Origin of the sequence: Aneurinibacillus soli (genome assembly GCF_002355375.1) — a bacterium.
In the GTDB taxonomy this organism is placed as follows: domain Bacteria; phylum Bacillota; class Bacilli; order Aneurinibacillales; family Aneurinibacillaceae; genus Aneurinibacillus; species Aneurinibacillus soli.
In genome coordinates this window covers 268,223-287,500 of sequence record NZ_AP017312.1, presented here as the reverse complement: position 1 = coordinate 287,500, position 19,278 = coordinate 268,223, and the positions used below count along the sequence as shown (strand labels likewise).

Below are 19,278 nucleotides of genomic sequence, written 5' to 3'. Positions count from 1 at the left end.
ACCCTGGGGATAACAGGCTTATCTCCCCCAAGAGTCCACATCGACGGGGAGGTTTGGCACCTCGATGTCGGCTCATCGCATCCTGGAGCTGAAGTAGGTTCCAAGGGTTGGGCTGTTCGCCCATTAAAGCGGTACGCGAGCTGGGTTCAGAACGTCGTGAGACAGTTCGGTCCCTATCTGTCGTGGGCGCAGGAAATTTGAGAGGAGCTGTCCTTAGTACGAGAGGACCGGGATGGACGCACCGCTGGTGCACCAGTTGTTCCGCCAGGAGCACAGCTGGGTAGCTATGTGCGGACGGGATAAGCGCTGAAAGCATCTAAGCGTGAAGCCCCCCTCAAGATGAGATTTCCCACAGCATAAGCTGGTAAGACCCCTTATAGATGATGAGGTAGATAGGTTCGAGGTGGAAGTGCAGTAATGTGCGGAGCTGACGAATACTAATCGGTCGAGGGCTTAACCAATATATAAAGGAGCATCGGCTAAAATCGCAACGTCCTGTTGCAACGCCGATGTTCGCACATCCATGTGCATTACGTTTCGTTTCGATTCAGTTTTGAAGGTACAGAAAAAACCTCTATCTGATTAGGATAGAGGTTTTTTGTTTTGGCTTATTCACCCTGCTGTAGAATATAATCCGATGCCAAGTCGTTCATGTTTAATAATATATGTGCGTCCAGTTTGTTTCCATTTCTGCAGTTGAAATACAGTAATGAGACGAGGAATGCTGCATACAACATGAAAAACTCCCATACAGTATCCGTATAAAAGTCCCCACCATGCGCCAACAAATAGACTGACTGCTATGCCAAGGGAGAAAAAAAGCCACTCATTCTGCTGATAATCTGTAATTGAAAGAGGATTTTTTGTCCGCCAGCCTCCCCAGGGAGATAAAAGAGCATCAATATGCCAGCGTAGCGAATAAGAAGAGACAAAACAATAGACCCCGAATGAAAGCCCCTGCAGTATCCAGAGAAGAGCGAGCTGCCCGATTACACTCATTAGTTTAGTCCATTCAAATGCAGCAGTATAGAGAAAGCCGATTGCAAAAACAACAAGCAGCATCAACTGCATAACGATCATAGAAATTTTCCAGCGATAACGATAATGAAGTGTATAGCTGTATATAGTAGCGTTTTCTTCTATCTTTCCTTTATGTATTATTTTTTCCAATCCACCCACCAGAACCCTTCTTTCCTTAATAAATGGTATCTCTAAATATTTATCGGCGTCTAAAATCGAATTATTTGGGCTAAATTTACTACTTTATAACACTATGAACATTTTGTATAAAAATAAATATAATGGGGAAGAATAGATGTAAAAAGAAAGGCGGTACGATATGATGGGACATGATTATCGTAACTGTATCGTTTGCGGCCAGGAGGAACCAGAAGGTATTTTTATTTTTGACTCGTTTGTATGCAGACACTGTGAAACAGAGATGATTAAAACGGACACAGCTGAAGATAAATATATGTTTTTCATTAAACAAATGCGCCAGATTTGGCTCAAACAAAACGCGTAGTAGCCCTTCTTAACTTTAAGAAGGGTTTTCTTTTTGGGATGGTAATGTGGGAGAATACAGAGAGGAGGAGTAGTATAGCATGAATCAGAAACAGGCACCTCTATATGAGGCACTTCGTACATATGAAGCAACTAAAAAGGAATCATTGCATGTGCCCGGTCATAAAGATGGACACGTGTTTGATCAAGAAGCACGAATGCATTTTGCGTCTATCCTGCCAATTGACGCTACAGAAGTAAAGGGACTTGATGACCTGCATCATCCAGAAGAAGCCATTGCGGCAGCGCAGCAGCTTGCAGCAGAGGCATTTGGAGCAGAGCAAACATTTTTCCTGGTGGGAGGGACTACGGCAGGAAATTTAGCCGCTGCCTTTGCTGTATGCAGGCCGGGGGAGCAGATTCTTGTCCAGCGTAATGCGCATAAATCCGTTTTTAATGGATTATTGCTAGCAGGAGCTCATCCGGTTTTTATCACGCCGGAGATGGAGACAGAGACTGGAGCAGCATCTTGCCTCCACCCGTCTTCTATTAGAAAAGCGCTACAGGAGTACCCGAGCATACGAGCAGTCTGGCTTACCAATCCAAGCTATTACGGAATGGGGAGTGACTTGAAAAATATATCCATAATATGCCGTGATGCAGGAGTGCCACTGCTTGTAGATGAAGCGCACGGCGCCCATTATGGACAGGCAGAAACAGTGCCAGAGAGTGCTTTGATGTGTGGAGCGGATCTTGTCGTACAATCTACTCATAAGATGCTTCCTGCTATGACGATGGCGTCCATGCTGCATGTGCAAGGAGAGCGGATTGATCGGATTCGTCTGGCTACTGTACTGGCTATGGTACAGTCGAGCAGTCCTTCCTATCCTTTATTAGCATCATTAGATCTTGCGCGGCGCTATCTTGTACAGGAAGGACGCCAGAAGCTGCCAGAAAGCATTGATCGGCTTAAAAAAGCACAGATCGAACTAAATAATTGTCTCCATTCTTTAACCATCTGGACGGGCGGATATGGAATATATAGTCATGACCCACTGAAATGGATTATTAGAAGTACAAGACGTGAAATGACGGGGTATCAGCTGTTAGAATGGCTCGAAGAGGAAGGATGTACAGCGGAGATGGCTGACCTGCATAACGTTGTACTTGTATTTGCGCTGGATACAGATCAGCAGACCATCCAGCGTACAGCAGGGGCGCTTAGCCGGATAGATAGACGCCTTACACAGGCGGAGGCGGAACAAATACCTGTAGCAAAAAATATAGAAGATATCTGCCTGCCGCTTTGGATGAATGCAGGGGAGACATCTATTCCTGCCAGACCGCTTCAGGAAGCGTTCCATTCCGGCCATGTCGTTGTACCACTTGATCAGGCTATCGGATGCTGTTGCGCAGAGATGGTCATTCCATATCCGCCAGGTATTCCGCTTCTCGTTCCGGGGGAGATCATTACAGATAGACATGCCCACACGATTATTCAGATTCAGGAATCAGGAGGGTACTTTCAGGGAGCCTTGGATTCTGCTATGAAGACGGTGAAGATTCTCCGCTAATCTCCTGTTTCTTACGCTGTTCACACAGTTCTTTTTCCGATATGATAGCGGTATACCCATAGAGGAGGAGCAGCAGGTGAAAGGTTGCTTTATTACATTTGAAGGAATCGACGGGTCGGGGAAAACAACCCAGATCGCGCGTATGCATACATTTTTACAGGAACAGGGATATGAAGTCATTCTCACACGCGAGCCAGGTGGCACAAGGATCAGCGACCGTATTCGAGAGCTTCTGCTGAACCCGGAACACAAGGAGATGGAGGAGGCGACGGAAGTATTGCTGTATGCGGCATCCCGCGCCCAGCATGTTCGAGAGAAAGTCGTCCCGGCACTCGAAAAAGGGAAAATTGTTTTGTGCGACCGCTTTCTTGATGCCAGCTTGGCATATCAGGGATACGGACTGGGATTGCCGCTGTCAGACATTCTGGCCGTAAACCGTTTTGCGACGGGTGGCGTTGCACCGGATCGAACTTATTTTCTTGAACTGCCGCTTGAAGTAAGCCAGGCGCGTCTTGCTACACGCTTTGCGAGTCAGGAGGGGCCTGATCGTATTGAGCAGAAGCCATCGAGCTATCACGAGCGTGTATACGAAGGCTTCATGACTCTTCGTGAGCAGTATTCTGAACGAATCGTATCCGTGGATGCGAACCGTTCCATAGAAGAGATCCAGCAGGGGCTACAGGCGGACATTCTTCTGTATTTGCAGGCCCGTAAGCATCCGGTACATCCTTCGTAACAGAAGCGATCGTTTTTTCCGATAACGTAAGAAACAGACGAAAGGATGATTGAGCATGCGCATCGGCGATAATATGCCAATCGAGAAAGCGCTTGGGATTGAGCAGAAGCAAAAAGTAATCCCACAGTATTATGAAGAATTCGACGAAGTCATGCAGAAGCGAAGCCGCGAGCTTGATGTAGAGAAACTGAACAAGCTGATTCAGCAGATCGATACACAGGGAGAACGCCTGAACCGTTCACGGACGGTCAAAGACTTGAAAGAGTATAAGTCACTTGTGAAAAATTTCATGGAAGAAGCAGTGAAAAATGGTGTGGCACTTGAAGAACGGAACGGGTTCAGCCGTCGTGGTCGCAGCAAAGTATACAAGATCATTACCGAAGTCGACAAGAAACTGAATGAAGTAACCGATGCGGTTCTAAAAAAAGAGCAGAAAGGGATTAATATCCTTGATGCAGTGGGAGAAATCCGCGGCTTGCTTGTCAATATGTACGTGTAGCAAATAAATGAAAGAAGTGAAGTATGATGTGGAGCGAATTTACAGAGCAGAAGCGGACTGCTTCTTTTCTTCATCAAAGTTTACAATATAACCGTCTGTCCCATGCATACCTGTTCGCAGGACCTAAAGGCGCTGGAAAGAAGAAAATGGCTCTTCATTTTGCGAAGGCCATTTTTTGTGTGCGTCAGGATGGAGACAGTTGCGGCACTTGCAAAAGCTGTCGCCTGATTGAAGAGGGCAATCATCTCGACATTCACCGGATTGCCGTCGAGAAAAATGTCATTAGCATTGAGGATGTACAAACGCTTCAGAAAAAGCTTTCCTACCGGGCAGCTGAATCCAGTCATAAAGTATACATTATGGAAGAATCAGAAAAGATGAGCCGGGAAGCAGCGAATAGTTTGTTGAAGTTTCTGGAAGAACCACCGCGAGGAGTTGTAGCCATCCTGCTTACTAGCCAGATCCACAGTCTTCTGCCGACGATTTTGTCACGCTGCCAGATTGTTCAGTTCCAGGCCCCGTCTCCTGAACAGATCGCGAGCCAGCTAGAGGCTGTGGGCATGAAAGCGGGACTTGCCCGTACGGCTGCCGCAATTACGAATGATTTTGAGCAGGCGCATGCGCTTTGTGAAACAGAATCGTTTGCGCAGTTGAGAAGCCTAATGATACAATTGAGTGAGGATATATGGGAGCGGGGGACGTATGCCCTTGTAACCCTTCATGATAAACTATTGAAACAAGAGAAAACAGTCGAGCGAATCGACCTGTTTCTTGACCTCCTTTTGCTTTGGTTCCGAGATATACTTCTTTGCTTGTTGGGGCAGGAGTCCCAGGTTATGAATATTGATCAGGTGGAGCCCCTTCAGAAACAGGCATTACGCATAAGCCAGCGCCGGTTGGCAACAGGGATGAAGATTATTCTTGAGACCAAAAACCGGCTTGCCCATTACGCGAATCTGCAGCTGTCACTGGAGGATATGGTGCTTCGTCTGCAGGAGGGATAATGTTTGTTTGACGTAGTAGGAATCCGTTTCAAAAAAGCGGGTAAAATATATTATTTCGATCCGAGCGAATTTCCAGTCGAGAAAAACGACTGTGTCATCGTTGAAACAGCGCGTGGAGTTGAGTATGGGCAGGTTGTCATCGGACGCAAGCAAGTTTCAGAGGATGATGTAGTGTTGCCTCTTAAAAAAGTGCTGCGGATCGCAGACGAGCTGGACAGGCTACAGGTGGAAGAAAACAAGCGACTTGCTGGGGATGCCTTCGCAGTATGTCAGGAGAAAATCACCGCGCACGCGCTTAAGATGAAGCTTGTCGATGTAGAATACACATTTGATAAAAATAAGATCATTTTTTATTTCACAGCAGATGGTCGTGTAGACTTCCGAGAGTTGGTAAAAGATCTGGCCGCTATTTTCCGAACTCGCATCGAGCTTCGCCAGATAGGTGTGCGAGATGAGGCGAAGATGCTTGGAGGAATCGGGCCCTGTGGTCGTGTACTTTGCTGTTCATCCTTTCTTGGGGACTTCGAACCGGTATCGATCAAAATGGCAAAAGACCAGAACTTATCACTCAATCCAGCCAAGATTTCCGGTCTTTGCGGAAGGTTGATGTGCTGCCTGAAGTATGAGAATGACAACTATGAAAGTGCAAAAGATGATCTTCCTGATATCGGTAAAGAAGTGGCGACTGCGATGGGATACGGGAAAGTTGTAGGGGTTAATCTGCTAGAACGTAAAGTACAGGTCAATCTGTATGAAGCAGAGCAAATGCTGGAATTTTCGCTCGAAGAGATTAGTGTTGTCTGAAGAAGTGACCAGAGAATAACTGAGGTGGGATTGTGAATAAACAAAGCATGTTTCACCAGCTCGCTCTGATTGAAGAGAAGGTAGGCGGTTTATACCAGGAGATCGGTCAGCTAAAGGAAGGTATGATTACGCTGCTGGAGGAAAATAAAAATCTACTGATTGAAAACCAGCATCTACGTGAGCGATTGCAACAGCGTGAACGTGAACTTGAGAAGCGGCCGAAACCGAAGGCGGCTAGTGGATCTAGCTCCCGTACGAAGAAAGAAAAGACGCAACCTGCTGTCGGAGAAGGATACGATAATCTGGCTCGTCTGTATCAAGAAGGTTTTCATATATGCAATGTTCATTATGGAAGCTTGCGAACAGACGGAGATTGTTTATTCTGCCTCTCATTTTTAAACAAACAGGGATAATCAAAACGACCCGCGATGTAGAACGGGTCGTTTTTTATAGGAAATTTATGAAGGAGTGCAGCGTACGTTGAAAGACATCACATTGTATCTGGATGAGCGGATTGATGATCTGCTGACCGAAGACATGAAAATCATTCAAAGCAAAGAAGTGTTCTGTTTCTCGATTGATTCTGTTCTGTTAGCCCGGTTTGCCAGTGTGCCACGGACACGGGGCCGTATTCTTGACTTATGTACAGGGAGCGGGGTTGTACCACTTCTGATGAGTGTACGAAGTCGCTGTCCGATTGATGCCGTTGAGATCCAGGATCGACTGTATGATATGGCTGTACGCAATGTGACATTGAATGGACTTGAAGAGCGTATTACGGTCCATCAGGGTGATGTAAAAGAAGCAGTACAGTTTCTTGGATACGGACGCTATGATATGGTGACCTGCAATCCTCCGTATATGCCCGTTACAGGCGACGCCTCATTCCTGAATAAACGTGACCATGTGGCCATTGCCAGGCATGAAATTATGCTTACACTCGAAGAGATGATAGCGGCTAGTAGTCGACTTGTGCGCCCTGGGGGCAAGGTAGCATATGTACACCGCTCTGGTCGATTGGCAGAGATCATGGATCAGATGCGGAAGTATGATTTGGAACCGAAGCGCCTGCGGATTGTGTATCCCAAACCAGGTGCAGAAGCAAATATGGTATTAATAGAAGGAATACGTGGAGCAAAGCCCGATCTGAAAGTGCTGCCGCCGCTTATTGTGTATCGAGAGGACGGACAGTATTGTGAGGAAATTCATGATATATACTATGGCAGCAAAACGGAGGAATTGTAATGTTCGTTCAAAAAAGTTTTGCAGATAGTCCGTATGGAAAGCTGTATCTAGTGGCAACGCCAATCGGCAATCTGGATGATATGACAGTACGGGCTGTTCATACGCTGCGCGAGGTTGACATCATTGCAGCAGAAGATACACGTCAGACGCGTAAGTTGCTTACACATTTTGAGATTGATACGCGCCTGATTAGCTACCATGAGCATAATCAGCGCTCAAGCGGACCGGAGATTATTCGGCTTCTGAAAGAAGAGGGAATATCAGTAGCGCTAGTAAGTGATGCTGGGCTTCCTGCTATTTCCGATCCCGGTCAGGAACTGGTACGGGATGCGGTAGCGGACGGCATCTCCGTTATTCCGATTCCGGGGGCCAATGCGGCTTTGTCGGCTCTGATCGTGTCCGGGCTATCCACAGACGGTTTTGTGTTCCGGGGCTTCTTACCGCGTGAAAAGAAAGATCAGCGGAAGGAATTAGAGCGTCTACGTGTATATAAGGAAACATTGATTTTTTATGAGTCACCCTACCGTATTACGAAAACTCTTCATATCATGCAGGAGGTTCTTGGCAATCGCCAGGTCGCGCTTGGACGAGAGCTAACGAAGCGGTATGAAGAGTTTATCCGGGGCTCTTTTGATGATGTTCTTGCTTTTCTGGAAGGCGAGGGAGACATTCGAGGAGAGTTCACTGTCATTGTTGCAGGAGCAGATGATGATGCGGCAGATGCAGAAGTGGAGTGGTGGCAGGCGTTGAGTGTAGTCGAGCATGTGGATCATTATATAGAGCAAGGGATGTCTGTTAAAGTTGCGGTTAAGCAGGCGGCGGATGATCGTGGTGTTCCGAAGCGAGACGTATATAATGAGTATCACCAATAGAAATGAAACGACAAAGGCGCTTCCTATAAGGGAGCGCCTTTGTCGTTTCACTCTATCTATTTATAATGAAGTTCGTAACAGGGAGTGCAAATGTAATCGATACCTGGTTAGTACAATTACGCTTTTTGCGAAGTTGGCATTTCGCTCAGGCAATCTCCACAAATGATCTTGCTTTTGTACGTAACAGTTTCGTTGGTGCTACCGCAGAAAATACATGCTGGCTCATATTTTTTAAGCATGATGCGCTCGCCATCCACATAAATTTCCAGGGCGTCTTTTTCTCCGATACCCAGTGTACGGCGAAGCTCAATTGGAATTACCACACGGCCCAGTTCATCTACTTTTCTTACAATACCTGTTGATTTCATCTCTTACTGCGTCTCCTCTCAAACCATTAAGTATGCTTTGAATGTGTCGTCAAATTTCGACAATAGTTTGTAGTCTTATATTATCAGGGATTGAGCTTTAGGTCAACCAATTGCTGGGATTGAAATGTAAAAATGCGAAATTTACATTCCAGTATTTTGGATAAAAGGTATGAAGTTCATTTTTTAAGTAAGGTAATTAATATTTTAACGACATTATTGTTCTAATATATTTTAAAAAAGTAAAATTTTTCTTTATTTATAAAGTGTTAAGTTTCGACAAAAAGAAGAAAAAATCGTGATTTTATTCGACAAAACTGTAATTTTAAACCATGAGAAAAGTGAAAGCCGAACAAAAATCGGCTTTCACTTGACTATATGCAGGTAATTCTGTATAGAATAGTAGTGAATAATGGAAATAACGATGATGGGAAGAGTAATTCTGCGGACTTTTTCAGAGAGCCGGGTCAGGTGGAAGCCGGTAAGGAAAGTAGGATGAACATGGCCCCGGAGTTTTCGTTCCTGAGCTTTCAAGTAAGGGAATGACGTATCCCTCGTTACGGGACTGAAGCCTGTTTGTGTATGTGTACGACGTGTGCAATCAGGGAATTTGGGTGGTACCACGAGAGCTTCTCGTCCCAGTGCGGACGCGGAGCTTTTTTGATGAGATGAAAGGGTGGGGAATTTATGAAACCAACGTATTATATTACGACACCGATTTATTATCCAAGTAACACACTGCATATCGGCAATGCGTATACAACAATTGCCTGTGATGCACTTGCTCGCTATAAACGCTTGCGCGGATACGATGTCTTCTATCTAACTGGAACGGATGAGCACGGCCAGAAACTTCAGCAGCGAGCGGCAGAAGAAGGAAAGCAGCCGCTTGAGTTCATCAACCCGATTGTGGATTGGATCAAAGACCTGTGGCAGCGTCTTGATATCTCCTATGATGACTTTATCCGCACTACACAGCCGCGTCACAAACAAGCTGTACAAAAGATTTTCCAGAAGCTTATGGATAAAGGAGATATTTATCTCGGAGAATATGAAGGCTATTATTGTGTACCCTGTGAAGCATTCTGGACCGAACATCAGGCGAAGAAAGAGGATGAACACGTCTGTCCGGACTGTGGACGTGCAGTCAATCTTGTAAAAGAAGAAAGCTACTTCTTCCGTATGTCCAACTATCAGGAACGTCTGCTTCAATATATTGAAGAGAACCCTGAGTTTATCCAGCCGGAATCCCGTCGCAATGAGATGGTGAACAACTTCCTGAAGCCAGGCCTTGAAGACCTGAGTGTATCTCGCATGACATTCGATTGGGGTATCAAGCTACCGAATGACCCGAAGCATGTGATTTATGTATGGATTGATGCGCTAGCAAACTATATTACTGCGCTTGGCTATATGAGCGAAGATGATGCGAAATTCAACAAGTACTGGCCAGCCGATGTTCATATGATTGGTAAAGATATTTTGCGCTTCCATACGATTTATTGGCCAATCATTCTCATGGCGCTTGAACTGCCGTTGCCGAAAAAAGTATTTGGCCATGGCTGGTTACTTATGCCAGACGGCAAAATGTCGAAATCAAAAGGAAACGCAATTGATCCGAAGTTCCTCATTGAACGCTATGGCTCGGATTCCATTCGTTACTTCCTCCTTCGTGAGATCGCATTTGGTCAGGATGGTATATTCACACCAGAAGCATTCATTCAGCGTTTGAACTTTGATCTAGCTAATGACCTGGGCAACCTTGTAAGTCGGACAACAGCGATGATTGATAAATATTTTGAAGGAATTATTCCGGCTCCTACAGCGGAGGAAGTACTGGATGAATCGTTGAAAGAAACGGCGCGTACCGCATTTGCCGGATTGGAAGACCATATGGAAAATATGCGGTTTGGCAATGCACTAGCAAGCCTGTGGGAGCTTGTCAGTCGTACGAATAAATACATTGATGAAACAGCGCCGTGGGCACTGGCAAAAGACGAGGCGAACAAAGCGCGTCTCGGTACGGTTATGTACAATCTGGCCGAGAGCATTCGCATCATCTCAGTTGGCCTACAGCCATTCATGACACAGGCTCCGGTTGCCATCTGGAATCAGCTCGGCTTGACAGCAGGTGAAGGCGTAACCGATTGGGATTCGGCTAAAACATGGGGCAAGCTACCATCAGGTACAAAAGTAAATCGAGGTACTGCGCTATTCCCACGCCTTGAGCTGGAAAAAGAAATCGCAGCGATTGATGAAACAACAGCGGCTGCTCGCAAACAAGCAGAAGAAAATAAGAAGAAGAAAGAAACACAGGAGCAGGCGGAAGAAAAAATAATTGCCCCGGAAATTGCGATTGATGATTTCTTTAAAGTAGAGCTCCGTGTTGCACAGGTGATCGAAGCGGAAAAAATTCCGAAGGCGGACAAGCTTCTGAAATTACAGCTGGATCTTGGCTTTGAACAACGTCAGGTTGTATCAGGCATTGCGAAATATTATTCACCAGAGGAATTAGTAGGTACGAAAGTGATTTGTGTAACCAATCTAAAACCGGTGAAGCTGCGCGGTGAGGTGTCAAACGGTATGATTCTGGCTGCCTCAGAAGGAGACAAGCTAACACTTGCCACTGTGCCGGCTGATATGCCGAATGGTGCAATCGTAAAATAGCATCGAGTCATCGAGGGGAGGAATTCCATATGCTGTTTGATACACATGCACACTTAAATGATGAGAAGTTTAATGAAGACCGGGAAGAAGTCATTGCCCGGGCACAAGAAAACGGTGTTTCGTATATTTGCAACATCGGGTACAACCGGGAGACGATTGAATCGTCTCTCGAATTGGCTCGCCAGTATGACTTTATTTATACGGCTATCGGATGGCACCCGCAGGACGCGATCACGATGACAGACGACGATCTGGTCTGGATTGAGAAGCTGGCCGCTGAAGAGAAAAAAGTAGTAGGAATTGGAGAGATTGGGCTCGATTACTACTGGGATACATCACCAAAAGATGTACAGCATGATGTATTTCGTAAACAAATCCGGCTGGCAAAAAAATTGAAACTGCCGATCATCATTCATGACCGGGAAGCTCATCAGGATATCATGGATATCTTACGAGAAGAAAAAGCTGAAGAAGTCGGCGGCATCATGCATTGTTTCTCTGGTAGTCCAGAAATGGCCGAGCAGTGCATCAAAATGAACTTCTACATCTCACTTGGTGGACCGGTTACATTCAAGAATGCAAAAAAACCAAAAGAGGTGGCCGAGGCGGTTCCGCTGGATCGTCTTTTGATTGAAACAGACTGCCCATATCTTACCCCGGAACCATATCGAGGAAAACGAAATGAGAGTGGATATGTGCGGTATGTAGCTGAGAAGATCGCCGAATTAAAGAATATTTCGGTAGTGGAAATGGCACAAATTACGACAGCTAACGCTAAAAATTTATTCCGGATTTAATACATATGTGAAATTATACCTGCCTCCTTACCCCAGTCTTATCAACGGTTGAGAGATTAATTGAGCCGAAAGCACCATTGAGTTTTTGTGATAATTGTAAAACGTAATGTAAAAAACTGGTTTGACAACGTTTTGCATAATCGCATACAATGGCTCTCGACCACGTAAGGAGGCAGATAGACTTTGAAGCAAAGCAGTAGTCAGTCAGGTTTTCAGAAGAATGTTCGAGCTATTCTTCTCACCACTATTGTCGTGTTTGTTGTCGTAAGTCTTGCGCTTATCATGAATGTGTGGCCGAAAAAATCGATCCGATTTGTCCATGATGGACAAGTCGAAGCCGCCACAACAAAGGCGGATACACTTGGAGAATTTTTGACGGAGCGTGGCATTACGCCGGGACCGTCGGATCATATAACCCCTGCTGTTACGACACCACTGGCAGAGGGGATGCACGTCTATTATTCCAAGGCGATTTCGGTTACGCTCGATATTGCAGGACAAAAAAAGAAAGTTGTAACACCGTTGCATAATGTTAAAGATATTCTGGACGAGCAGCATATTACAGTAGGTCAGTTGGACACGATTACCCCGGCGCTTACGGCCAGTGTACGGGCGAACGATACGATCATGATTACTCGTATCGAGAAAAAGGTTGTGGCTGAAGAGAAAACGGTAGCCTTCAATACAAAAAAGCGTGAAGATCGCACGCTGCCTGAAGGACAGGAGAAAGTCATTCAGGAAGGCCAGAATGGTACAATTGTAGATCGATATGAAGTCGTATACACGAATGGTCAACCGACTTCGCGCAAGCTAATTGACCATGAAGTGACGAAAGATTGGAAAGATCATATCGTAGCTGTCGGTACGGCGCATCTTACATTGGCTTCTCGCAGTGCGGAAGCAACACGCCACGCAGCGCGATTAGCAGAGGGAGACGGAAGCTTTACATCTGGTAAAACACTGAATGTGCGGATGACCGCTTACTCGCCGGGATCAGACCCGGAATACGCGGCTACACGTACAGGCACAGTGGCGACAGAAGGTCGAACAGTGGCCGTAGACCCGAGCGTTGTACCGCTTGGATGGTGGGTTTATATTGAAGGGTACGGTTTTCGGAAGGCAGAGGATACAGGCGGAAAGATTAAAGGCAACCGCATGGACCTGTTCTTCGCATCTTCCAAAGAGGCAGAGGATTTTGGGGTACAGCATCGAAAAGTGCATATTGTTGGCCCGAATAAACCAAATTAACGGTATGATAAGGCAGGGGGACAAGGGTCCTCCTGTCCTTTTATACATAGTGAGGATTTTACGATGAGAATAAAAGAGATTATTGTGGTAGAAGGTAAGTCAGACACAACCGCAATTAGACGTGCGGTAGATGCGGATACAATTGAAACGGGTGGCTCTGCCATTCCTCCCTGGGTCATTGAGCGAATTGCTCGTGCTCAGAAAGCGAGAGGAGTGATTGTGTTTACGGACCCGGATTTTCAAGGAGAGCGCATCCGTAAAATTATCAGCCAGAAGGTACCAGGATGCAAGCATGCTTTTATTACAAAAGCGGACGGAAAAGGAAAACGCAATCTCGGGGTCGAATATGCAACGCCTGAGGTGATTCGTGCAGCTCTTGCATCGGTTCGTACGGAGGCGGAAGCGCCTGCGGAGCTCATTACGATGAATGATATGATTGATGCCGGACTGGTTGGAGGCGCACGCGCTAAAGAAAGGCGTACGATGCTTGGTGAGAAGCTTGGGGTTGGTTATGCAAACGCTAATCAGCTTCACAAGCGTCTCTTGATGCTACAGATTACGCGGGAGGAGTTCGCCCATGCACTGGCCTGGGTGGAGGCACAGGAGGAGTAGAGGAAATGGATACGCGAGATATTGCAACACCCAAGCGGACGAAAGAAATTTTGCAGAAGTACGGCTTTTCCTTTAAGAAAAGTCTGGGGCAGAATTTTTTGATCGACCTAAATATTTTAAGCAAAATTGTCGGAGCGGCTGAGCTGACAAAAGAAAAAGGTGTCATCGAGATCGGACCCGGAATTGGTGCGCTTACGGAACAGCTATCCCGGCAGGCCGGCAAAGTTGTGGCGATTGAGATTGACCAGCGGCTGTTGCCGATCCTTGCAGACACGCTTTCCCCGTATCCACATGCCGAAGTTGTGCATGGGGATGTGCTGGAGATGGATGTAGCCTCACTTATTCAGGAGAGATTCACAGAACAATCCTCCGTCAGTGTAGTAGCGAATCTCCCGTACTATGTGACGAGTGCGATTTTGATGAAGCTGTTGGAAGAGCGTCTGCCGCTTGAGAATATTGTCGTCATGATCCAAAAAGAGGTCGCGGAACGTATCTCTGCCACGCCGGGCACAAAAGCGTATGGGGCGTTAAGTGTGTTGGCGCAGTTTTATGCAGAGGCAGATATCGTCACGATTGTGCCGCATACGGTATTTATTCCGCAGCCAAATGTGGATTCAGCCGTGCTTCGCCTGCGCATTCGGCAGAAGCCGGCTGTAGAAGTGAAAAGTGAGAAGATGTTTTACCGTGTTGTGAAAGCGAGCTTTGCTCAGCGCCGTAAAACACTGTCGAATAATTTGATGAACAATTTATTCGGTAAAGACCGCAAAGAAGAGATGTTGGCCATGCTAGAAGAAGCGGGCATTGACCCGGCGCGGCGCGGGGAAACACTGTCGCTTGAAGAGTTTGCCCGTATCAGCAATTTAATCTTATAGCGTTTGCCCGGCAATGGCCGGGCAAGAACCCTTTTTTCCGCTCTGCATACGATGGAGCAGGAAGGAGGGTTTTTTTATATGCCAGACAAATTACAGATTGGAGATCGAGTGGTACGGAAATCGTACGGTGGAGACGTATTATTTCAAATCATTGACATACAGCAGGACGGAAAGATATGTTCCCTGATCGGGGTAGACTTCCGACTGCTTGCTGATGCGCCGCTTGCTGATCTGGTCAAAGTGGATCAAGAGCAGGAAGAGAAGCTGCGTGAAGTATGTCGCCGTAAACATGAAGAGGCAATGCGGATGATTCAGCAGACACGTCCCGGCGCACGGGAACAGAATGTATGGCGGCAGATTAATCATACGGGAGAGATGGGCGGTTCATTTGATTGGCCGGGCCGTGTGCTGCATCTGGATGGAGACCGTAATTACCTCCGCAAGTGTCTTGCAGTATATGCGGAGATGAAAGTGCCCGCCGATGGCTACTATTTGCCAGAGAAAGAATTTCCTGTGCATGTTATGTCTCTCCTCGAAAAGCACCGTCCGGACATTCTGGTGCTAACCGGGCATGACGCGTATCAGCCGAGAAGAGGATCAGCAGATGACCTCAATAACTATCGCCATTCCCGCTTTTTTGTGGAGGCAGTCGGCAAGGCGCGGATATTTCAGCAGTGCAAAGACAGCCTCGTGATTTTTGCGGGTGCCTGCCAATCTCATTTCGAAGCGATTTTGAATGCTGGAGCTAATTTTGCCAGTTCACCAAAGCGTATTAATATTCATACGCTTGATCCTGTATACATAGCAGAGCAGGTGTCCTATACATCTATTCAGAAGCCTGTGAGTGTATATGATATGGTGAAGCACACGATTACAGGAATTGAAGGAGTAGGTGGAATTGAAACACGGGGGTGCTTTCGCCTTGGCATTCCTAAGAATCTTCGGCTTCCGGCAGGTGAAGTATAGAGCTCGTACAGCGGGCTCTTTTTTGATTTTTCAGTTTTATTTAAGATTGCCGGGAAAAATATTATTGACATATTATAAATATCCCTGCTATAATTATCAATTTATTTGACATAATAAAAAGGTGCTGGTATAATTATACGTAGTGAGGTGGTCTGAATGGCGAGAAATACGTTACAGGATATAAAACGTAGTTTAGATAGCCACATCGGAGAACGCATATTGCTTCGTGCGAACGGTGGCCGTCGCAAGACCGTGGAAAGGATGGGTGTACTCGAAGAGACATATCCATCCGTATTTATTGTTAAGCTGGATGAGGACAAGCATTCATTTGAACGGGTTTCCTACAGCTATGCAGATGTGCTTACTGAGACAGTAGAACTTATGATTTGCCGCAGTGACGAAAACATACGCATTGCCCTTGAACAGTAGGAGATTTTATCCTGCTGTTTTTATTTTGTCCTGGGCATACTACATATACAGGGAAGGTATCAAAAGGAGGCTGTACTTGATGGGACGCAGACGAGGCGTAATGTCCGAGCAGTTCAAGACTGAATTAGCAAAGGAATTAGGCTTTTATGATACGGTACAGAAAGAGGGATGGGGCGGCATCACAACCCGGGACGCCGGTAACATGGTGAAGCGTGCCATCCAGTTGGCCGAAGAAGCGCTCGCAAAGCAAAAATCCTGATCGATAAAATTCCTCCCTACTATGACCGGGCAATTGCCCGGTCATTCCTATACACATTGCGACCTGTTCCGTATTAATGCTAAAATAAGCAAAGCATGAATATGGAAGGGAAGAAAAGCCAGGTGAAAGAAGCACGCCTTATGGTAAAAGCTCCGGCTAAAATCAATCTGACACTTGATGTGTTAGCACGGCGTCCGGATGGATATCATGAAATTGAAATGGTCATGACAACAATCGATCTTGCGGATCGCTTGACGATTACGACACTGGCAGAAGATCGGATTGTGCTGGACTGCACAGTGAGCTACCTGCCGCTCGATGAACGCAATCATGTCTATCAGGCTGCTCGCCTGATTAAAGAGCAGTTCGGTATCAAGCAGGGTGTGCATATTCATATTGATAAGCAGATTCCGATTGCGGCAGGGCTTGCAGGCGGCAGCAGTGACGCGGCTGCTACAATTCGGGGATTAAACCGCCTATGGAATCTGGGTATGGATATGGAGAAAATGGCGAGCCTTGGATCGCGTATTGGCTCTGATGTCTCGTTCTGCGTGTATGGTGGAACGGCGCTTGCTCGCGGACGTGGAGAAAGAATTGAGAAACTTCCATCTCCTCCACCGTGCTGGGTCATTCTTGCCAAACCTCCGATTGGGGTATCGACTGCGGAAGTATACGGAGCGCTTAAAGTAGAGGAACTGACAGATGGCTGTCGCTCGGAACAGATGATAAAGGCAATTGCCGAGCAGAATTTTTCGGGGATTTGTCGTACGCTGGGCAATCATCTCGAATCGGTTACACTTGCGATGCATCCGCAGGTACAGCAAATTAAAGAGCGCATGCTTCGCTTTGGAGCGGACGGGGTATTGATGTCTGGAAGTGGACCTACTGTCTTTGCACTAACGGATCGGGAGTCCCGTATGAATCGCATTTATAATGGACTTCGAGGGTTTTGTAAGGAAGTGTATGCTGTTCGTATCCTCGGGGAAAATAATGGGTAGCACTTGCGTAATTCCGTACAAAAGTGGTATATTCACTTCATAATATTCGGTTTTTTGATACGGAGGAACAGAAATGAATAAATTGCGCAGAAGTGCCCGCCTCGTTGATATGACGCAGCATCTGCTTGCTCGCCCACATAAGCTGATCCCGTTAACATACTTCGCTGAACAGTATGGAGCAGCCAAATCTTCTATTAGTGAAGATTTATCCATCATTAAAGAATTGTTCGAGACAGAAGGGATCGGGTTGCTGAAGACAGTAGCTGGAGCGGCAGGCGGTGTAAAATATATTCCGCAAATGAATAAGGAAGTAGCTCGTAAGGCTATAAATAAGCTGAAAGAAAAGCTAGAAGGGCCAGGACGCTTGCTTCCAGGTGGCTATTTGTATATGGCCGATCTGCTCGGTGATCCGGAAGCACTTGCGGAGATTGGTAAGGTGTTTGCCTCTATTTTTGCCGAAACGGCAGCGGACTATGTAATGACAGTGGAAACGAAAGGGATTCCTCTGGCTTATGCCGCCGCCGCATACCTGAATGTGCCGGTGGTGATCGTGCGCCGTTACAGCAAGGTGACGGACGGTTCAGTCGTAAGCATTAACTACGTATCCGGGTCCAGCAAACGCATCCAGACGATGTCACTGGCACGCCGTAGCCTGCCTGAGAATTCTAAGGTACTGATTATTGATGACTTCATGAAAGCCGGTGGTACGATTCAGGGAATGATCGATCTGCTTGCGGAATTTAAAGCTGAAGTTGTAGGTGTGGGTGTGCTTATGGAGACATCAGATGTGGAAGAACGTTTGGTAGATGAGTACGTTTCGCTGTTAAAAATGAAGGAAATGGACGTACGGGATAAAGAAATCAAGCTTGAACTTGGAAATCGATTTGTATAATAAATCACGTAAGGAGAGATTTATTTATGACAGAATCCATCTCAACCACAAAAGCGCCAGCTGCGATCGGACCCTATTCACAGGCAATCAAGGCAGGGGATTTGATTTTTACATCTGGCCAGATTCCGTTGACAGCGGAAGGGGAACTTGTAGACGGAGATATTACGGCTCAGACGCATCAAGTATTTGCGAACTTGAAAGAAGTGCTGGCGGCAGCCGGAGCAACGTTGAATGACGTTGTGAAGGCAACGGTTTTCGTTAAAAACATTGAAGATTTCGGAACGATTAATGAAGTATACGGCCAGTACTTCAATGAGCATCGTCCGGCCCGCTCCCTTGTAGAAGTGGCTCGTCTCCCGAAAGATGTAGGAATCGAGATCGAATTGGTTGCTTCTATCGGCAGATAAATACCATGTCTGTAGGTAAAAATCCAAATTTTATAAAAAATTGATTTTTTTTAGGGATGCTGGAAGGATTTTCGCCACCTTTGGTTGAATTACAGTTATCAAGCTTTTGATAATTGGAAAAAGGTGGTGAGCAGACATGGAAGTGACGGACGTAAGACTCCGCCGCGTCAACACAGATGGACGCATGAAAGCGATCTGTTCCATTACGATCGATAATGAATTCGTGGTTCATGACATCCGCGTTATCGATGGTAACAACGGTATGTTTGTGGCAATGCCGAGCAAACGTACGCCAGAAGGGGAATTCCGCGACATCGCGCATCCAATCTCTTCGTCTACTCGCGAAAAGATTCAAGCCGCTGTACTGGCTGAATACGAACGTGTAGGAGAAGTTGTAGAGAGTGAAGAACTCGTAGAAGAGGGCGCGTAAAAAACAGTTGTAAACAAGGGGCCACATAGAGGGGCCTCTTTTTCTTTTGCCTTGAAATCAAGGCCTAATTAAGATATAGTCATTGTGGAACTTATTCGA

General features: G+C 46.3%; 23 protein-coding genes, 1 rRNA gene and 1 other annotated feature (1 of these 25 running past the window's edge). Of the genes, 22 read left to right on the top strand and 2 right to left on the bottom strand.

Annotation, left to right across the window (positions count from 1 at the left end; translation table 11 throughout):
• Positions 1-461, top strand: a 23S ribosomal RNA gene (locus tag CB4_RS01610); it begins 2,478 nt to the left of the window's first position.
• A gap of 151 nt (positions 462-612) precedes the next feature.
• Here CB4_RS01610 and CB4_RS01605 read toward each other — a convergent pair.
• Positions 613-1,179: a hypothetical protein gene (locus tag CB4_RS01605; RefSeq protein WP_096463284.1), complete on the bottom strand. Its 567-nt coding sequence runs from the start codon at positions 1,177-1,179 to the stop codon at positions 613-615.
• 160 nt (positions 1,180-1,339) lie between these two features.
• Between CB4_RS01605 and CB4_RS01600 the strand changes: the two genes are divergently transcribed.
• The 9 genes from CB4_RS01600 to rsmI all read left to right on the top strand — a co-directional run bounded on the left by CB4_RS01600 (position 1,340) and on the right by rsmI (position 8,237).
• Complete coding sequence (locus tag CB4_RS01600; protein ID WP_096463283.1) at positions 1,340-1,525, top strand: sigma factor G inhibitor Gin; 186 nt, start codon at positions 1,340-1,342, stop codon at positions 1,523-1,525.
• A gap of 79 nt (positions 1,526-1,604) precedes the next feature.
• Complete coding sequence (locus tag CB4_RS01595) at positions 1,605-3,077, top strand: aminotransferase class I/II-fold pyridoxal phosphate-dependent enzyme (protein ID WP_096463282.1); 1,473 nt, start codon at positions 1,605-1,607, stop codon at positions 3,075-3,077.
• A gap of 76 nt (positions 3,078-3,153) precedes the next feature.
• Positions 3,154-3,813, top strand: coding sequence for a dTMP kinase (tmk, locus tag CB4_RS01590; protein WP_096463281.1), 660 nt, complete (start codon positions 3,154-3,156; stop codon positions 3,811-3,813).
• 55 nt (positions 3,814-3,868) lie between these two features.
• Complete coding sequence (locus tag CB4_RS01585) at positions 3,869-4,312, top strand: YaaR family protein (RefSeq protein WP_231956114.1); 444 nt, start codon at positions 3,869-3,871, stop codon at positions 4,310-4,312.
• 23 nt (positions 4,313-4,335) lie between these two features.
• Entirely contained in the window at positions 4,336-5,316 is a 981-nt protein-coding gene (holB, locus tag CB4_RS01580; RefSeq protein ID WP_096463280.1) for a DNA polymerase III subunit delta', read from the top strand.
• Positions 5,317-5,319: 3 nt separating this feature from the next.
• On the top strand, positions 5,320-6,120 hold the full coding sequence (locus CB4_RS01575; protein ID WP_096463279.1) for a PSP1 domain-containing protein: 801 nt from the start codon (positions 5,320-5,322) through the stop codon (positions 6,118-6,120).
• A gap of 32 nt (positions 6,121-6,152) precedes the next feature.
• Positions 6,153-6,533: a DNA replication initiation control protein YabA gene (gene yabA, locus CB4_RS01570; protein WP_096463278.1), complete on the top strand. Its 381-nt coding sequence runs from the start codon at positions 6,153-6,155 to the stop codon at positions 6,531-6,533.
• A 124-nt stretch (positions 6,534-6,657) separates the two neighbouring features.
• On the top strand, positions 6,658-7,365 hold the full coding sequence (locus CB4_RS01565) for a tRNA1(Val) (adenine(37)-N6)-methyltransferase (RefSeq protein ID WP_096467584.1): 708 nt from the start codon (positions 6,658-6,660) through the stop codon (positions 7,363-7,365).
• Positions 7,365-8,237: a 16S rRNA (cytidine(1402)-2'-O)-methyltransferase gene (gene rsmI, locus CB4_RS01560; protein ID WP_096463277.1), complete on the top strand. Its 873-nt coding sequence runs from the start codon at positions 7,365-7,367 to the stop codon at positions 8,235-8,237. Before CB4_RS01565 ends, rsmI begins: the two co-directional genes overlap by 1 nt.
• Positions 8,238-8,353: 116 nt before the next feature.
• On the opposite strand, the gene CB4_RS01555 is transcribed toward rsmI, so the two are convergent.
• The gene (locus CB4_RS01555; protein WP_096463276.1) at positions 8,354-8,605 is read right to left on the bottom strand and encodes an AbrB/MazE/SpoVT family DNA-binding domain-containing protein; all 252 of its coding nucleotides are present in this window, start codon (positions 8,603-8,605) and stop codon (positions 8,354-8,356) included.
• A gap of 412 nt (positions 8,606-9,017) precedes the next feature.
• Positions 9,018-9,246 (top strand) — a binding site (T-box leader).
• 43 nt (positions 9,247-9,289) lie between these two features.
• On the opposite strand from CB4_RS01555, the gene metG reads away from it, so the two are divergent.
• The 12 genes from metG (at position 9,290) to spoVG (ending at position 19,179) form a co-directional block, all read left to right on the top strand.
• Complete coding sequence (metG, locus tag CB4_RS01550) at positions 9,290-11,269, top strand: methionine--tRNA ligase (protein ID WP_096463275.1); 1,980 nt, start codon at positions 9,290-9,292, stop codon at positions 11,267-11,269.
• 29 nt (positions 11,270-11,298) lie between these two features.
• On the top strand, positions 11,299-12,066 hold the full coding sequence (locus CB4_RS01545) for a TatD family hydrolase (RefSeq protein WP_096463274.1): 768 nt from the start codon (positions 11,299-11,301) through the stop codon (positions 12,064-12,066).
• A 183-nt stretch (positions 12,067-12,249) separates the two neighbouring features.
• Positions 12,250-13,314 (top strand): resuscitation-promoting factor, encoded by a 1,065-nt coding sequence (locus tag CB4_RS01540; RefSeq protein WP_096463273.1) that lies wholly within the window; start codon positions 12,250-12,252, stop codon positions 13,312-13,314.
• Between the two features lie 63 nt (positions 13,315-13,377).
• On the top strand, positions 13,378-13,926 hold the full coding sequence (rnmV, locus tag CB4_RS01535; protein WP_096463272.1) for a ribonuclease M5: 549 nt from the start codon (positions 13,378-13,380) through the stop codon (positions 13,924-13,926).
• Between the two features lie 5 nt (positions 13,927-13,931).
• Positions 13,932-14,798, top strand: coding sequence for a 16S rRNA (adenine(1518)-N(6)/adenine(1519)-N(6))-dimethyltransferase RsmA (gene rsmA, locus CB4_RS01530; protein WP_096463271.1), 867 nt, complete (start codon positions 13,932-13,934; stop codon positions 14,796-14,798).
• A 78-nt stretch (positions 14,799-14,876) separates the two neighbouring features.
• The gene (gene yabG, locus CB4_RS01525; protein WP_096463270.1) at positions 14,877-15,764 is read left to right on the top strand and encodes a sporulation peptidase YabG; all 888 of its coding nucleotides are present in this window, start codon (positions 14,877-14,879) and stop codon (positions 15,762-15,764) included.
• 156 nt (positions 15,765-15,920) lie between these two features.
• A complete protein-coding gene (gene veg / locus CB4_RS01520; protein WP_096463269.1) occupies positions 15,921-16,193 on the top strand; it encodes a biofilm formation stimulator Veg in 273 nt (90 codons plus the stop codon).
• 79 nt (positions 16,194-16,272) lie between these two features.
• Complete coding sequence (locus tag CB4_RS01515) at positions 16,273-16,452, top strand: small, acid-soluble spore protein, alpha/beta type (RefSeq protein ID WP_096463268.1); 180 nt, start codon at positions 16,273-16,275, stop codon at positions 16,450-16,452.
• A gap of 101 nt (positions 16,453-16,553) precedes the next feature.
• Complete coding sequence (gene ispE, locus CB4_RS01510) at positions 16,554-17,450, top strand: 4-(cytidine 5'-diphospho)-2-C-methyl-D-erythritol kinase (RefSeq protein WP_096463267.1); 897 nt, start codon at positions 16,554-16,556, stop codon at positions 17,448-17,450.
• A 73-nt stretch (positions 17,451-17,523) separates the two neighbouring features.
• The gene (gene purR, locus CB4_RS01505; RefSeq protein WP_096463266.1) at positions 17,524-18,342 is read left to right on the top strand and encodes a pur operon repressor; all 819 of its coding nucleotides are present in this window, start codon (positions 17,524-17,526) and stop codon (positions 18,340-18,342) included.
• A 26-nt stretch (positions 18,343-18,368) separates the two neighbouring features.
• Positions 18,369-18,749: a RidA family protein gene (locus CB4_RS01500; protein WP_096463265.1), complete on the top strand. Its 381-nt coding sequence runs from the start codon at positions 18,369-18,371 to the stop codon at positions 18,747-18,749.
• A 136-nt stretch (positions 18,750-18,885) separates the two neighbouring features.
• On the top strand, positions 18,886-19,179 hold the full coding sequence (gene spoVG, locus CB4_RS01495) for a septation regulator SpoVG (RefSeq protein ID WP_096463264.1): 294 nt from the start codon (positions 18,886-18,888) through the stop codon (positions 19,177-19,179).
• Positions 19,180-19,278 lie beyond the last annotated feature (99 nt).

Bases quoted from the DNA above. Each gene is read 5' to 3' on its own strand.
- veg (WP_096463269.1), top strand. From the start codon at position 15,921: ATGGCGAGAAATACGTTACAGGATATAAAACGTAGTTTAGATAGCCAC.
- rnmV (WP_096463272.1), top strand. From the start codon at position 13,378: ATGAGAATAAAAGAGATTATTGTGGTAGAAGGTAAGTCAGACACAACC.
- CB4_RS01515 (WP_096463268.1), top strand. From the start codon at position 16,273: ATGGGACGCAGACGAGGCGTAATGTCCGAGCAGTTCAAGACTGAATTA.
- CB4_RS01600 (WP_096463283.1), top strand. From the start codon at position 1,340: ATGATGGGACATGATTATCGTAACTGTATCGTTTGCGGCCAGGAGGAA.
- rsmA (WP_096463271.1), top strand. From the start codon at position 13,932: ATGGATACGCGAGATATTGCAACACCCAAGCGGACGAAAGAAATTTTG.
- CB4_RS01585 (WP_231956114.1), top strand. From the start codon at position 3,869: ATGCGCATCGGCGATAATATGCCAATCGAGAAAGCGCTTGGGATTGAG.
- purR (WP_096463266.1), top strand. From the start codon at position 17,524: ATGAATAAATTGCGCAGAAGTGCCCGCCTCGTTGATATGACGCAGCAT.
- CB4_RS01500 (WP_096463265.1), top strand. From the start codon at position 18,369: ATGACAGAATCCATCTCAACCACAAAAGCGCCAGCTGCGATCGGACCC.
- metG (WP_096463275.1), top strand. From the start codon at position 9,290: ATGAAACCAACGTATTATATTACGACACCGATTTATTATCCAAGTAAC.
- CB4_RS01595 (WP_096463282.1), top strand. From the start codon at position 1,605: ATGAATCAGAAACAGGCACCTCTATATGAGGCACTTCGTACATATGAA.
- CB4_RS01565 (WP_096467584.1), top strand. From the start codon at position 6,658: ATGAAAATCATTCAAAGCAAAGAAGTGTTCTGTTTCTCGATTGATTCT.
- yabG (WP_096463270.1), top strand. From the start codon at position 14,877: ATGCCAGACAAATTACAGATTGGAGATCGAGTGGTACGGAAATCGTAC.
- holB (WP_096463280.1), top strand. From the start codon at position 4,336: ATGATGTGGAGCGAATTTACAGAGCAGAAGCGGACTGCTTCTTTTCTT.
- ispE (WP_096463267.1), top strand. From the start codon at position 16,554: ATGGAAGGGAAGAAAAGCCAGGTGAAAGAAGCACGCCTTATGGTAAAA.
- CB4_RS01545 (WP_096463274.1), top strand. From the start codon at position 11,299: ATGCTGTTTGATACACATGCACACTTAAATGATGAGAAGTTTAATGAA.
- spoVG (WP_096463264.1), top strand. From the start codon at position 18,886: ATGGAAGTGACGGACGTAAGACTCCGCCGCGTCAACACAGATGGACGC.
- rsmI (WP_096463277.1), top strand. From the start codon at position 7,365: ATGTTCGTTCAAAAAAGTTTTGCAGATAGTCCGTATGGAAAGCTGTAT.
- CB4_RS01555 (WP_096463276.1), bottom strand. From the start codon at position 8,605: ATGAAATCAACAGGTATTGTAAGAAAAGTAGATGAACTGGGCCGTGTG.